This is a genomic window from Streptomyces sp. NPDC007905 (assembly GCF_042959345.1).
Taxonomy (GTDB): domain Bacteria; phylum Actinomycetota; class Actinomycetes; order Streptomycetales; family Streptomycetaceae; genus Streptomyces.
In genome coordinates this window covers 194,637-208,552 of record NZ_JBIBKS010000007.1, presented here as the reverse complement: position 1 = coordinate 208,552, position 13,916 = coordinate 194,637, and the positions used below count along the sequence as shown (strand labels likewise).

General features: G+C 68.5%; 9 protein-coding genes and 2 pseudogenes. 4 read left to right on the top strand and 7 right to left on the bottom strand.

Going from position 1 to position 13,916, the window contains the following annotated elements:
- Positions 1 to 976: 976 nt before the first annotated feature.
- The 3 genes from ACFZDC_RS14955 to ACFZDC_RS14945 all read right to left on the bottom strand — a co-directional run bounded on the left by ACFZDC_RS14955 (position 977) and on the right by ACFZDC_RS14945 (position 4,925).
- Entirely contained in the window at positions 977 to 2,506 is a 1,530-nt protein-coding gene (locus ACFZDC_RS14955; protein ID WP_391323798.1) for an FAD-dependent oxidoreductase, read from the bottom strand.
- A gap of 187 nt (positions 2,507 to 2,693) precedes the next feature.
- Positions 2,694 to 3,905, bottom strand: a complete 1,212-nt coding sequence (locus ACFZDC_RS14950; RefSeq protein WP_391323797.1) for a helix-turn-helix domain-containing protein — start codon at positions 3,903 to 3,905, stop codon at positions 2,694 to 2,696.
- Positions 3,906 to 4,310: 405 nt separating this feature from the next.
- Positions 4,311 to 4,925, bottom strand: a complete 615-nt coding sequence (locus ACFZDC_RS14945; protein WP_391323795.1) for an isochorismatase family protein — start codon at positions 4,923 to 4,925, stop codon at positions 4,311 to 4,313.
- Between the two features lie 110 nt (positions 4,926 to 5,035).
- On the opposite strand from ACFZDC_RS14945, the gene ACFZDC_RS14940 reads away from it, so the two are divergent.
- The 4 genes from ACFZDC_RS14940 (at position 5,036) to ACFZDC_RS14925 (ending at position 9,551) form a co-directional block, all read left to right on the top strand.
- Positions 5,036 to 5,737 (top strand): FCD domain-containing protein, encoded by a 702-nt coding sequence (locus tag ACFZDC_RS14940; protein WP_391323793.1) that lies wholly within the window; start codon positions 5,036 to 5,038, stop codon positions 5,735 to 5,737.
- Positions 5,734 to 7,104 carry an FAD-linked oxidase C-terminal domain-containing protein gene (locus ACFZDC_RS14935; RefSeq protein ID WP_391323791.1) on the top strand — a complete coding sequence of 457 codons (1,371 nt, stop codon included), beginning with the start codon at positions 5,734 to 5,736 and terminating at the stop codon, positions 7,102 to 7,104. The genes ACFZDC_RS14940 and ACFZDC_RS14935 overlap by 4 nt, the downstream gene beginning before the upstream one ends.
- A 353-nt stretch (positions 7,105 to 7,457) precedes the next feature.
- Positions 7,458 to 8,273, top strand: coding sequence for a peptidoglycan-binding protein (locus ACFZDC_RS14930; RefSeq protein ID WP_391323789.1), 816 nt, complete (start codon positions 7,458 to 7,460; stop codon positions 8,271 to 8,273).
- Positions 8,274 to 8,393: 120 nt separating this feature from the next.
- Entirely contained in the window at positions 8,394 to 9,551 is a 1,158-nt protein-coding gene (locus ACFZDC_RS14925; RefSeq protein ID WP_391323787.1) for a peptidoglycan-binding protein, read from the top strand.
- A gap of 181 nt (positions 9,552 to 9,732) precedes the next feature.
- On the opposite strand, the pseudogene ACFZDC_RS14920 reads toward ACFZDC_RS14925, so the two are convergent.
- From ACFZDC_RS14920 to ACFZDC_RS14905, 4 genes and pseudogenes are all read right to left on the bottom strand, one after another.
- Positions 9,733 to 10,028: pseudogene (locus tag ACFZDC_RS14920) on the bottom strand (transposase); the annotation flags it as partial.
- Positions 10,029 to 10,098: 70 nt separating this feature from the next.
- Entirely contained in the window at positions 10,099 to 10,989 is an 891-nt protein-coding gene (locus tag ACFZDC_RS14915; protein ID WP_391323785.1) for a glycoside hydrolase family 19 protein, read from the bottom strand.
- Between the two features lie 1,735 nt (positions 10,990 to 12,724).
- Positions 12,725 to 12,928, bottom strand: a pseudogene (locus ACFZDC_RS14910) (transposase); the annotation flags it as partial.
- 134 nt (positions 12,929 to 13,062) lie between these two features.
- The gene (locus ACFZDC_RS14905) at positions 13,063 to 13,884 is read right to left on the bottom strand and encodes a hypothetical protein (protein WP_391323783.1); all 822 of its coding nucleotides are present in this window, start codon (positions 13,882 to 13,884) and stop codon (positions 13,063 to 13,065) included.
- Positions 13,885 to 13,916 lie beyond the last annotated feature (32 nt).

The window sequence follows — 13,916 nt, the reverse complement described above, 5'->3', positions numbered from 1 at the left end:
CGCGGACGGATGGGGCAGATCCCTGCGAGGGCGCGGTGGCGAGTTGGTCGAACGGGACGGCCGGGCAGTGGGGGACATCCGACCAATCGGTGCCCGGCCCGGGGCTCCGACTCCGCGCGCTTTCCTGCCAGGGAATCGGAGTTGGGGAAGCCACGACTGGTGCGACAGCCTCCGGTCCCGGTCCACTGGCCGTCGGCGGCCTTCCCGCCGACGGGGGCGGGACGGCCTCCAGCCCTCTGGGCAACCCCGGTGACTCGGCCACGACAGCCTGCGGGGCGTCGGTGTGGCGCAGGTCGCCAGTCGGCAGCGATTCAACGGCAGTTGGCCGGTGCGGCCCAGGACGCTCTGGCTGCGTGCCCGACGACACACGTCCGACCGGCAGCGCCCGGCCGGAGGGGGAGGAAGCCGGGGCCGAGGACGGGGACGCGGTCGGCTGGGGAAAGCGGGCATCCGCGGTCGGGTCATCGGGCCGGCTCCGGGGCTGAGACGGGCCCTCGGCGTGTTCCTGCTGCTCGTCGCGCAGGAGGTCGGCGCGTGCGGCGTCCAAAGCGTCCAGCACGGCTTGGAAGGAGTCCCTGATCTCTTGCGCGATGTCAGGGCCTGGGGCGGGAGTACGCTCAGGGTTGGCGTCGTTGCGACCCACCGGGTCCTCCTCAGCTGTCTCGTTTCTGACGGGCCATTTCCTTCGTCAGCGGCGGCCACGTACCGGGGGGCGGATGGTGACGAGGGCCTCTGCGCAGGGCGCCCTGGTGGCGGGTTCCCCTTCTTCTCCTCTCGGAGGCACATACGTATGCCGCGCGGCTTTGTCTTCATCCCGCGGCCGGTGTGTAACCCACGCCTCATGCAAGGCCCGGGCGGTGGTCCAGCCGCCCGGAACAGCCCTCGTCGTGGCCATCGCGGTGCGTACCTGGCCCGGCGAGGCAGCAGCGGTGGCCGAGTCGGCCCACAGCATCTCCGAGCCGCGGGCGTCGACCCTTCATGGTCCCTGGTGTGCCCTCGCCTGCAGGCCGCGCGCCGTGCGGGCGGCCGCAGTAGGGGAGGAGAAGCGGAGGTTTTCGTCCTCTACGGAGTCTTCCCGCAGGAGTTTGACGTCGGCCTGGTAGTCCATCGACATCAGCCACGGCTCCTTGGTGCCTTGGCGCGGCAGGTGGTCGATGGCCCGTTTGATGTAGCCGGCTTCGAAGTCGAGTAGCGGGCGGGTGGGCATGTCGGGGTCGCTCAGCTCCGGGCAGCAGATGGTGTGGCCGTGGGCGTCCATGTAGTCGAGCAGGCGGCAAAAGTGCTCGCACAGCAGGCCGACCTTCAGTGTCCAGGAGGAGTTGGTGTAGCCGACCGCGAACGAGAAGTTGGGTACCCCGGACAGCATCATGCCCTTGAACGCGACCTTGTCCGGCAGGTGCACCTTCGTTCCGTCGACGGTGAGCTGGATACCACCGAGTGCCTGCACGTTCAGCCCGGTCGCGGTCACGATGATGTCGGCCTCCAGCCTGCGACCGGAGGACAGGCGGATGCCGCGTTCGGTGAAGGTGGCGATCCGGTCGGTGACGATCGAGGCGCTGCTGTTGCTCAGCGCCTCGAACAGGTCGCCGTCCGGCACCACGCACATACGCTGGTCCCACGGGTCGTAGGGCGGGTTGAAGTGCTCCTCGACCGGATAGCCCTTGGGCAGTTGGCGGGTGTTGACCCAGCGGATCAGTCGCCGGGCGCTGCGCGGGAAGCGCCGGCAGAACCGCCAGACCGCGGCTTGCTGGGCGACATTCTTGCGCCGTGTCCACGCATACCCGTGGCGTCGGCCCAGGACCTTGCGCAGAAGGGCGGCGATCTTGTCCGTGGAAGGGACGGGCAAGACGTAGGTGGGGGTGCGCTGCAGCATCGTCACATGGGCGGCCGTGCCCGCCATGGCCGGCACGAGGGTGACCGCCGTGGCGCCGCTGCCGATCACCACGACCCGCCTGCCGCGGTAGTCGAGGTCCTCGGGCCAGTGCTGCGGGTGCACGATCAGGCCCTCGAACCGCTCGATGCCCTCGAAGGGCGGGGTGTACCCCTGGTCGTAGCGGTAGTAACCGCCGGCGCAGAACAGCCACTTGCACAACAGGCTCAGCCCTTCACCGGTGTCGGTGCGCTCGACCTGGACCGTCCAGCGAGCCTCGGTACTCGACCAGGCAGCGCTGCGCACCGTGTGGTGGAAGCGCACCTTCTTGTCGATGCCGTTTTCCGCAGCGGTCTCGTGCAGGTAGGCGAGGATCCTGTCGCCGCGTGCGATGGCCTCCTCCTCCCAGGGCTTGAAGGCGTAGCCGAAGGTGTGCAGGTCGGAGTCCGAGCGGACGCCCGGGTAGCGGAACAGGTCCCAGGTCCCGCCCAGCGCGCCACGCGTCTCCAGAATCGCGTAGCTGCGCTGCGGGTGCTCGCTTTGCAGGTAGTGGGCCGCCCCGATGCCGGAGATGCCGGCACCGACGATCAGCACATCGATGTGCTCGGTACCTGGCGGTGCCTCGGAGACGGACATGAGCGGCCCTCCAGTGGTCTGATCGTCGTCGCCCTTCCATGCTGCGGCCGCACGCAGGACGTCGGAAGGTGTAATCAGCACCCGTCTTCGGGACAGGTGGTGCACTGTGCACCCGGCGATGTGCCGCACGACGGAACCATGGCTTCGCTCCTTCGTCCCAGCGGGCGGGCACGGGCCCAAGCCCGGTTCATCCGTCGCCGCGCCAGTGCAGGACGTCCAGGGCGACCGCGATGCGCACCGTGTTCCCCGCCAGAGGGTGGGGCAGGAGGTGCTGGGCTCGTTCGAGCCGGCGCAGCAGGGTGTTTCGGTGGGTGAAGAGGCGGGCTGCCGCCCGGGTGGCGTTGCATTCCTCGTGGATGTAGGCGGCCACTGCCTCACGCAGCTCCGGTGCGGCCGTGGCGAGTCCGCCCAGGGCACGCCGGACGAACTGGTCGGCCTGCTGCGGTTCCTGCGTCACCAGGGCAACGATCTCGACCGTCTCGAAGCGGGCCACAGGGCGGACGGTGTGCAGGCGCGCCATCATGCGCTGCGTGGTCATGGCGTTGAGGTGACTGCGGCGAAAGCCCTCTACGCCGTGCCCGGTACTGCCGAGGGCCGCCCGGGCAGTGGGGTGGCTGTCCAGGTGCTGCGCCAGCCGGTTCGTCGTCGGCGGTGTGGCAGAAGGCAGCCACACCCACAGCATCGCCGCACTGACCGTCACAGTGAGGAAGCGGGCCACGTCGGCGTCCTTGGCCAGGGCGTCGACCGCGCGCTCCAGATCGCCCAGGTCCAACTCCGCGGCGTCACTCCAGACGACGGCCGCGGTGTGGGTCTGCTCCAACTGGTAACCGAGCCGGGCCGAGGCCCTGTCCGGGTGGATCGGCGCCCCGTTGACCAGCAAGGTCACCACCTCTCGTCGCTCGGCATTCGTACCGCGGGTCAGCTGATCGCGCTCCGCCTGCATCTGTGCGGAGACCGCGGCGACGGTGGCGTCGACGAACGCCGAGATCGACCGGCTGGAGACATCCAGCAGCTCCCGCAACTCTGTGGGGTCGGACGTCAGCTCGAAGGCGATGGACATCCAGCGCAGCCAGGCCGCGTTCTGACCGCTGCGGTAGGACTGCAGGGCCGAGTCGTTCAGCCCGCGGCGGACCAGTTCCCGGGCGGTGGCCAAGGCTTCCGGGCCGACGTTCGCCGGCACCGGAGCACCTGGGCTGCGCACGTTCCACGTCGCCCAGTGCAGGACGTTGGCGCGGCTGGTGCGGCGGATCTGAGCGGTGAGCTCCGGGTCATCGGTCAGGGCTTGCAGGTACTCCGCCGACAACGTGGCGTCTTCGACCTCGCGCAGCCACTCCTCCGGAGAGCGCGCAGCCACCGCGGCGCCCCGCCTGATCAGCTCACGTATCCGGTCAGATGGCATGTCGCGCTCCGTGAGTGAGGTGCACAAGGGTGGGCGGCTGTGCGGATCGGCTGCCGGTCGGCCTGCGATGGCCGCCTCACATCGGCCGGCGAGGCTGCGCAGTGCTGACGGCGGACGGTGTTCCACTTCCCGAACGCTGGTGGCGGACCCCGCCGCGGGACCTGGACCGCCGACGCACCGGAATGCCGTTGATCACCCTGCCGTGACCTTTCCCCCGCCCGCCCCGCCCCACATGCCCGGGAAGACGGTCGGACACCGCCTGGAGCACGAGCGCCGATGGGGCTCGCACCGTTCGCTCCAGGCGATGTCAACTGCCGTCGCGTCAGGGCCGCCGACGGCGGGGCGACCGAAGCCGAAGGAGAGAGCTCTGGCCGACCAAGTCGCCGGGGCGGGGCGACGGCGGGACTACAGGGCGGCGATGACGTCGGCCGAGGTCATCGGCAGCGAGAACATCGGGAAGTCGTAGGAGATGGCGTTGTCGTGCTCCTCCTGCGAGGTGGCGGCGACGCAGTCGGTCAGGGTGATCACCCGGAAGCCGTGCTCGTAGCCGGTGCGCATGGTCGACTCCACGCAACAGTTGGTGAGGAAGCCGCCGAGGATGATCGTGTCGATGCCCTTGCTGCGCAGGATGAAATCGAGGTTCGTGCTGGCGAAGGTGTCGAGCCCGCGCTTGCCCTCGATGACGATGTCCCCGTTCACCGGAGCCAGCTCGTCGACGATGGCCGCCCCCCACGTGCCCTTGACGAACGCCTTCCCGTCCACGACGCCCTTGAGGATGCCGTACGGGTGACGGGTCAGCTCGCCGTAGCCTTCCGCGAACGTGATCGGCGCGTGCATGATCGACACTCCGGCCCGCCGGGCGGCGTCGACCACGGCGACGGTGTTGGCAAGCATGCCGGTGCGCTGCATGACGTCGGCGACCGCCCCGTTCAGCACGCCGCCGTCGCTGGTGAACTCGTTCTGGTACTCGATGAGCACGATTGCGGTCTTGGCCGGGTCGAGCTCGAGCTTCTCGGTCATGGCGACACCTGACTTCCGCGTCTTTGAGGTAAAGGCCCTTGTGTCCTGAGGCAGCGAGAAGCACGATAGCTGCTTGTCCGACAAACAGACAAGGAGTTATCGTGTGCGGCATGACGATCTCGCCGGTATCGCGCGTGCCCTTGAGCCTCGACGTGGCTCAGCGCCTGCGGGCGGCCATCCTCGACGGCACATTCCCCGCCGACACCGAGCTGCCCACGGAAACCGACCTCGCGCAGTCCTTCGGCGTCGGACGGTCCACCATCCGCGAGGCGCTGCGGGTGTTGCAGGCACACGGTCTGATCAGCGGCGCGGATACCGTCTCCACCGCGCGTCCGCGCGTCACCCACGAGCGCACGGCCGACGCGGCGGGCCTGGCGCTGAGCACCGCTTTGCAGGTCGGCGCGATCCCGCTGGCAGACCTGGTGGCGCTGCGCACGCTGCTGGAGGCGGAGGCGGTACGGCAGACCACGTCCGTGCCGGATGCGGCGCGGACCTGCCTGGTGACCATGGCGGCAGCGGTGGAGAACGCCGACATTCACACCTTCCACGCCGCTGACGTGGACTTCCACGTGCAACTCGCCTACGCCGGCGGTAATCAGGCGCTGGGATTCGTCATCGGCGTGCTGCGCGACTGCATCGCAGGCTACCTACTCGACGCGCTCGCCGCGGTGGCCGACCGGGGCACGGTGCTCGGCCGTCTGCTGGCCGAACACCAGGCGATCGTCGACGCGCTGGACGCGGGCGAGACCGCCCGTGCCGCCGAACTGGTCGTGGCTCACGTCCGCGGTTTCTACGAGCCGGAGACGCCATGACCGAGGTGGTCGCGGACGTCGCCACCGCTCTCGCCGCGGCGCTGCCGGGCCGGGTCATCACCGACCGGGACGCGATGGAGGCCTACCGCCGTGACCAGTGCCTGCTGGCTCCCGCGGGGCGCCCGGCGGCGGTGGTGCGCGCCCGCTCGACCGATGACGTGGTCACCACGCTGCGCACAGCCGGCGACCATCACGCCCCGGTGGTGACCCGGGGGGCCGGCACCGGGTTGGCCGGCGCGGCCAATGCGATCGACGGCTGCGTCGTACTCTCGCTCGCCGCGATGGACCGGATCCTCGCCCTGGACGTGCCTGGCCGCACGGCAACGGTCGAGCCGGGCGTGCTCACCGGCGATCTCGACGCCCGCGCCCGCGAGCACGGTCTGTGGTATCCGCCGGACCCGGGAAGCAAGGCGATCTCCACCATGGGCGGCAACCTGGCGACCAACGCAGGCGGCATGTGCTGCGCCAAGTACGGGGTCACCGCCGACCATGTCGCCTCGCTGACGGCCGTACTCGCCGATGGTCGCGTGATCCGTACCGGTCCGCCGACCCGCAAGAACGTCACCGGGCTCGACCTCACCCGGCTCCTCGTCGGCTCCGAAGGCACCCTGGCAGTGATCGTGGACGCCACCGTGCGACTGCGACCCTTCCCGGCGGCCACCGCGACCGTAGTGGCCGCGTTCCCGACCCCTCAACAGGCTGTCGACACCGTGCTGCGGATCGCGGCGGTCGCCGACCCGGCGGCGGTGGAGCTCATGGACCGCACCTGCATTCGCGCCGTCAATCGCCTGACACGTATGGGCTTGGACGAGTCGGCCGGGGCACTCGTGCTCGTCCAGTGCGACGGGCCGTCCGCCGATCAGGAGGCCGCGACCTGTGCCAGGCTGGCCGAGGCCGGTGGCGCCACCGAGGCGCTGCACACCGCCGACCCGGCGGAAGGCGAGATGTTCATGCAGGCCAGACGAGCGGTGTACCCGGCTCTGGAGAGGCTGGGCACCACGCTGCTCGACGACGTCGGCGTCGCGGTCCAGGACCTTCCTCACTTGCTTGCCGCGATCGAGCGAATTGCCGCCGACCACGACGTGCTGGTCGGCACCTTCGGCCACGCCGCCGACGGCAACCTGCATCCGACCCTCGTCTACGACGCCACCGACCGTGACGCCGCCGACCGTGCCGGTGCCGCTTTCGACGACATCGTGGCAGCGGCGCTCGCTCTCGGCGGCACGATCACCGGCGAGCACGGCGTGGGCTCGCTCAAGACGCGCTACCTCGACGCACAACTCGGTCCCACCGAGCGGGGGTTGATGGCCGGTATCAAGGCCGTCTTCGACCCCGAGGGCCTCCTCAACCCGGGACGCGCGTATTAGGGGGTCCGTCAAACGAACGGGCCTGCCCCAGTTTCGGGCGGGCAGCGTCCAGCAGTGCTGAGCCCGCTCGTCATTGAGCCCCCAGCCCCCAGCCCCACAGAGCCGCACGAGGGGAAGACGGCCTCCTCGGCGGCGGCCGGCAGATCTGCCTGGATAGAGCTCTGGGAGAGTTGCTGGAGAAGCTCCTCATCAGGGCTGTTGTGGCAGCCTTGGTTTACATAATTCTGACAACTGGGCCTGTACTTGTCCCTGCTTTCGCTAGCGTCTTTGCTTCGACGGCCGAGTCCCCGCTTCAGCAGTCCGTTGGAAGTGAGGGAAGTAACTCGAAGTGGGATGTTGCGTACGCGCAGCTCATGCTGAACGATTGGAGGGGGCGGAGTGAAATTTCCCCCCTCCTCAAGGTTGACGGCCTGGTAGGTCCTAAGACCATCGGTGCGATTACGCTTTTCCAGCAGAGCGTGACAGGAATCATTGATGGACGGTTCGATCCGCACGGCCCAGGTGTCACCGCGCTTGAATCTCTTCACTTTGAGTCTCTTGCTCCTCAGGCTACTGCAACTCCTTATATCGAACATCGGGCGCTCGAGCAAGAAGAAGACACCCCCTTGCTTGAAAGCCTCACCGAAGCAGGGCAGGAATATCTGGCGTCGATATATCGAACAGCCGGAATGCTGACCAGTGATCCCGATGTGGGCGGCACGCCCGGTACACCGGACGGTGTCGGCACTCCCACGCTTTCTCAAGGTTCTCAGGGTGAAGCGGTGCGGAAGCTGCAGCGGCTGCTGAACGAGCATGTGCCTGATCTGCTTTCTCTGGCCGTGGATGGGGATTTCGGGCCTGTGACGGAGGCCCGGGTGCGTGAGTACCAGCGGCGTGTCGACATCACTGTCGATGGTGTGGTGGGCTCGCAGACCTGGGGGATGCTCTCCGGTGGAGAGCAGTCGGAGGAAGCCGCCGCGGGAACTCCCACCCTGCAACAGGGTTCTCATGGGCCGGCCGTACGGAAGCTCCAGCGGCTGCTCAACGATCATTTTCCGGACTTGCAGCTCGTGGTCGACGGCCGATTCGGCCCCGTCACCGATGCTCGGGTGCGTGAGTTCCAGCAACGCGTCGCCATAGCGGTCGACGGCATCGTCGGACCCCAGACATGGGGCCACCTGACGCAGTAAAACGGCCCTCAGCTCGCCATGCCCGTCATGCCCTGGGAACCGAGCGGCATGGTTCCCAGGTAAAAAGCCATGCGGGTAGCAGGGTGGCGCACGCAACAGCCTGTGCGAAAGGGGAAGTCCATGGCTGACACACCGCAGCGCCTTCAGTTCCGACTGCGCTACTTCATCGAGCACGACTCCACCGATGATTTTCTCGAAGGGGCCGACGACAGCGTCTTCATGTCGGCCACCGGACTCGACTCCTCGTCCGTCACGATCGGCCCGGACAGGAAGCCTGTCGTGAACCTCATCCGCACACCACGCATTGGAGACGTCTCCGACAATGCCATTCGCGGAGCGTGGAAGGACCATCCGCACGTCCTGATGGATTTCGACCTGCAACAGCCAGGTGACTTCCCTCGCACGTACACGGTGACCCTCTTCTTCGTGGAGAAGGACCACGGTGATCTCGCCGACGACTTCCAGAAACTGCAGGACGAGATCGGCTCCAAGATCGAGGCGGCTGTCCAGACCGCGGCCGCCTCGGCCGCGGCCGAGGCGGCCGGCGCGGCCATCGGATCGGCTGTGCCCGGTATCGGAACCCTGGTCGGGTTCACTGTCGGCGCACTTGTCGGGGCGGCCTGGGACGGGCTGGTCGACCTGATCCGCGAAGGTCTGGCCGATGACATCTTCACTCCCGTCCCCGTGATCCTGACCGTTCCGGATCGTGCGTCCATCGCCGGCCAGGCCGGGGTCGGCAGCCAGCAGTCACTGAGGATCAAGGAACACGGGGGCGACTACGAGCTCCTTTACGACTGGAACGTTGTCTTCGCCACCGTCTCGGACGGTGTCGGCACTCCCACGCTTTCTCAGGGTTCTCAGGGTGAAGCGGTGCGGAAGCTGCAGCGGCTGCTGAACGAGCATGTGCCCGATCTGCTTTCTCTGGCCGTGGATGGGGATTTCGGGCCTGTGACGGAGGCCCGGGTGCGTGAGTACCAGCGGCGTGTCGACATCACTGTCGATGGTGTGGTGGGCCCGCAGACCTGGGGGATGCTCTCCGGTGGAGAGCAGTCGGAGGAAGCCGCCGCGGGAACTCCCACCCTGCAACAGGGTTCTCATGGGCCGGCCGTACGGAAGCTCCAGCGGCTGCTCAACGATCACCTTCCGGACTTGCAGCTCGTGGTCGACGGCCGATTCGGCCCCGTCACCGATGCCAGGGTGCGTGAGTTCCAGCAACGCGTCGCCATAGCGGTCGACGGCATCGTCGGACCCCAGACATGGGGCCACCTGACGCAGTAACAGACTAAGGCGCACGCCGCCAAACCGCTGACGTCAGGAATGCCTGGGTGGCGGCCAGGAACCATCGCGCGGCTGCGGTGCACAACGTATGCCCGTTGATCTCATGCGTACGGACATCGCTCACTTCGCTGCGAGCAACCTCGGGTTCACACACCCACTCAGTGATTCCTCATGCGGTCTGTCAAGCCGCGAGGGCACTGGGCGGGGTGAGTTCGTCGCATCGCCCGTCGCGGAGGAGGGCCCAGAGGACGTCCTTGACGCGGCGGCGGGCAAGGGCGACGACCGCCTGGGTATGGCGCTTGCCCTCGGCGCGTTTGCGGTCGTAGAACCGGCGTGATTCCTCGCAGTGCCGGATGCTGAACAACGCCGAGGAGCAGAAGACCCGTTGGAGGCGGTGGTTGTATCGTTGGGGGCGGCGCAGGTTGCCGCTAGTCTTCCGGAATCGCGGGGCACTGGTGTGACGCCGCCGGAGCCGGCGGGGTCATCGGCGGAGTCCGGCACACGTCCGGTGAGCCGCCGTATCCACTTGACGACTCGGGTACGGCGGTCAGCAGTAGAGATTGCCGCCGGGTGACGTACCGAGGATCTGCACGAACCGCTGGTAGGCGTCCACGCGGCTCTGCACCTGCGCCGGGTTCTTGCCGTCGCACTCGAGGGAGCCGTTGATGCTGCGGATCGTCTGGCCGAAGCCGGCGCCGTTGACCATGGCATTGTGGGGCGTCATGGTGCCGGGCCCGGTCTGGGTGTTCCAGTACCAGAGAGCCGTCTTCCAGGCCACGGCGGCGTCGTTCTGCACCAGCCACGGGTTGCCCAGGAGGTCGATGCCGAGCGCGTCGCCCGCGGCCTTGTAGTTGAAGTTCCAGCTGAGCTGGATGGGGCCGCGCCCGTAGTAGGCCGCCTGACCGGCGGGGCAGCCGTACGGCTGGCTCCAGTCGCAGTAGTGCGGGTAGTTGGCGGTGTTCTGCTCGACGACGTACACCAGACCGCCGGTCTCGTGGCTGACGTTGGCGAGGAAGGCAGCGGCCTCCTGCTTCTTCACGGTGTCGCTGCCGGTGTTGGCGAAGGCGGGGTAGGCGCTGAGAGCGGCGGTGAGGCCGCTGTACGTGTAGAAGGAATTCCGGTTCGGGAACATCTGGTTGAACTGGGCCTCGCTCACCACGAAGGTGCCGACAGGGGTCCCGGAGCCGCTGTCGCAGGCGTAGGGCTCCCAGTACCAGGTGCTGATGGTCGGGTCGTAGCCCGGGTTGTCGTGTTCGGCGATGTAGGCCTTGCCGTCGGTGTAACGCACGATGTCGCCGGTCGAGTACGGCCTTCCGGCGACCCAGCTCGGGTAGCTCGAACACGCGGCGGCGGATGCGTCCGCCGCCGGCAGCAGGACAGGCACGGTGCTTCCGAGCACGAGTGCGGTGACCACGGCGGAGATACGGCGCTTCGACACAGGATCAACTCCTTTGCGGAGCACGGCCGCACCCGGACAAGGGCAGCGCGAAGCCGGGCCTTGTGCGCACGTGCCGGTCGGACCGGCCACGGCGTGGGCGCGGCCGTGGTGGGGGGTGTGGAGGGACACTCAACCGCTTTGGTCTGTACCAGTCAAGGGTGTAGACCAGTCAACTCGCTCTGCCCCTGGCGTGGGCGCGATGACTCCATCGAGGGACGCGGCGGCTCGACGTCATCAACGGCGGTCCGGCAACGACGTGATCGACGGTGGCAGCGGCAACGAGCACCGCTGGATGGCCGAAGGGTGCCGGGCCGTGCGGCTGCGGCGGCCGATGGTGTCCCGCCAAGTGGTGTAGGGATCCGGACCGCCTCGCTCCGGCGACCGCCTCCACGGCGATCACCATTGAGGTTCCTCGGTCGGTGTCGATGCTGTTCCAGGCCACCAGATCGGCCTCCGTCCGGACGTCAGCCCTGCGTGAGCGTGTGACCTGCGGAGTCGTGAACTCCACATCGCTGCACCACTTCGCGGGACGCGACCGCGCGGCCCGGCCGGCCTGCCGAGCCGCTTGTGAGCCGGGTGCGCCTTTGTGCCCCACGGGCATGGCGGTGGCGGACCGGGACGGATGGGCCGGACCGCCGATGCGCGGAACCCTGTCCCAAGGCATTGCAGGAGCGAAGGGAGTCGTCGCGCGCAGAGACGTCAGGCCGTGGGAAGAGAGTGGTACTCGGTCCGGATCGAGCCGCAACCGTCGGCTCGTACGCCGAGGCTGCCGCGCCGTCCCGGTCATCAACGGTGCATCCAGCGGAGTTACCTACCCCACTTTTCGGATGGCGGCTGAGCACTCCTTCGATCCGCCCCGTTGACCCCGGTAACCGGTGACCCGCCTGCAGGCCGGTGAGAAAGGGACTTCACACATGTCAAAGATCGGTCCGAAACAAACCAAGTGGCGTCTCCCCGCCGCTGTCTGCTGCCCGGCTTGGGGGCACCTTCTCTCCCGTCAACTCAAGGACTGAGATCGGTCGCTTCATGGACTACTGCATCCCGTGCAGCCGCACGCTCAACGGCGCCGTAACCTGCCCGGAGTGTGGGGCATACGACCCCGACATGGCCCAGTTGAGCGAGCGGAGAGACGGTGCTCCGGCCGTCGACGCCGCGATGCCGGAAATCCGCCTCAGTGAGGGGCCGGGCTCCTCCGGGTCCCCCCTTCCCGGGGCACCAACTCCCTCGCAGGACCCGTCGGCAGACGGCCGTCCGTCGCGGCTGAAGAAGTACGCCGTCCGGTCTCTTGCCGCGGCCGCCTTCACCCTCCTCGGAGGCGTGGCCACTGCATCGGTGCTTTCCCAGCCGACAGCCCCTCGAGCAGCCTCGATCCCGGAACAGCCATCCCTTGAGGAGCCAGGGGCACGCGTCACCGATTCAGCGGCTTCACCGGAGCGTGTGACCACGCACCCGGCCCGAAAGGGCGTCCGGGACGGAAACAGTGACGGCATCCGGCGTCCTCTGCCGACGGCAACTCGCAGCAAGTCACCGGCCTCCCGGCCTCCCGCCGCCACCACCAGTGCGCCGCCACCAGGGAAGGCGAAGCCAACCCCCCGAGCCTCCAGTAGGCGCCCCAGCCCGCCCTCGCGGACGGCAACCCCTTCCGCGACGCCCTCCGCCAGTCCTTCCGGCAGCATCAGCGCCTCTCCCACCATTAGTGGCTCACCGAGCGGCAAAGGGGAAGCCGGTGGCTGAGTCACTGGCCGGGCTCCTCAGCGCACAGAAAACCTCGACCTGTCCTCAGGGGTGCGTTGGTGCCATGGGCGGCGCGGGCCCCCACGACCGGCGGCCTCATGCCCCAGCCGGCGCGTGTGTCGAGCATGTCCAGGGCAAGGCGCCACTCCTCGCGGTGTGTGACGTCCGCCGGGATGCGGGTGAGCCGGCGGCCGGTGTCCGACGTCCACTCCTGTTCGGCGTTCGAGGACCTGGACTTCGGGCAGCCGCGGTCGGCTCCACGATCGTGCTCGCGGTTGTCCGTGCGGCCCGCGGTACCGGAGTACCCACCAGTTCGAGCAGATCATGCGCGAGGCCCTGTCAGCCGATCTTCAGGAGGCCGGCTTCCACGACGGCGCGGCCGAAGGGACTCGCGAGTTCGGCGAGACGCTCACAGTCGGCGTCGCCCAGGGCGGCGTAGGCGGGAAGGGCCAGGCGGTCGGTGCGGTCCTCGATGTGCCGGCGCAGGAGTACGCCTTCCGAGCTGAGGGAGTCACCGTCGAGGAGACCTCGCTTGCGCAGGCGCTCCTGGGCCTCGGCCCACTCCTCCTCGGGCCATGCGCGGCTCGCCTTGAGGAAGTCGACGGGAACCTCACCGGTGGCGGCGTGCAGAACCAGGGCCTCCAGGCCCCCGATGCCCTCGCTCAGCAGGCACGCGACATGGCCGTCTCCACGGAACTCCCGAAGCAGCGTCTGGGCGTGCCACAACCGCAGTACCGGCTCCTCCGGCCAAGGGAGTGCGGCATGCGCGGCGAACAGCGGGCGGCCCTGCGCGTGTTCGCAGGCCGCCTCGGCGGCCCGGCGGGTCAGCACCAGGACCTCGTCCAAGTCGGGCAGCTCGTGGATTCCCGCCCGCCGCAGGGCTTCGCCCGCAGCGGCGTACCGCGCGTCCAGCACCTGCTGCGGCGTGGTTGCGTCCCAGGCTCCGTCGACCGCCCGCCGTACGAAAGCGGGGTTGAAGTTGTAGAAGGTCGAGACGACCAGCTCGGCGGAGGGCCGGCCGAACGCGGCGCTCCGGGAGGTGAAGTACCCGGCGCGTCCGCTCAGTCCGAGGTCCGCGTACCGTCGCTTTGCCTCGGGGGCGAAGTAGATCATGGCGTGTACGGGCTCGAGGCGGCGCCAGGCCGCGCGCGCTGTCTTCATGGGGTCACCTCTACGGAGAGTGGACGAGCGGG

Excerpts from the sequence above, each read along its gene's own strand:
- ACFZDC_RS14955 (WP_391323798.1), bottom strand. The coding sequence starts at position 2,506 with ATGTCCGTCTCCGAGGCACCGCCAGGTACCGAGCACATCGATGTGCTG.
- ACFZDC_RS14950 (WP_391323797.1), bottom strand. The coding sequence starts at position 3,905 with ATGCCATCTGACCGGATACGTGAGCTGATCAGGCGGGGCGCCGCGGTG.
- ACFZDC_RS14945 (WP_391323795.1), bottom strand. The coding sequence starts at position 4,925 with ATGACCGAGAAGCTCGAGCTCGACCCGGCCAAGACCGCAATCGTGCTC.
- ACFZDC_RS14940 (WP_391323793.1), top strand. The coding sequence starts at position 5,036 with ATGACGATCTCGCCGGTATCGCGCGTGCCCTTGAGCCTCGACGTGGCT.
- ACFZDC_RS14935 (WP_391323791.1), top strand. The coding sequence starts at position 5,734 with ATGACCGAGGTGGTCGCGGACGTCGCCACCGCTCTCGCCGCGGCGCTG.
- ACFZDC_RS14930 (WP_391323789.1), top strand. The coding sequence starts at position 7,458 with ATGCTGAACGATTGGAGGGGGCGGAGTGAAATTTCCCCCCTCCTCAAG.
- ACFZDC_RS14925 (WP_391323787.1), top strand. The coding sequence starts at position 8,394 with ATGGCTGACACACCGCAGCGCCTTCAGTTCCGACTGCGCTACTTCATC.
- ACFZDC_RS14905 (WP_391323783.1), bottom strand. The coding sequence starts at position 13,884 with ATGAAGACAGCGCGCGCGGCCTGGCGCCGCCTCGAGCCCGTACACGCC.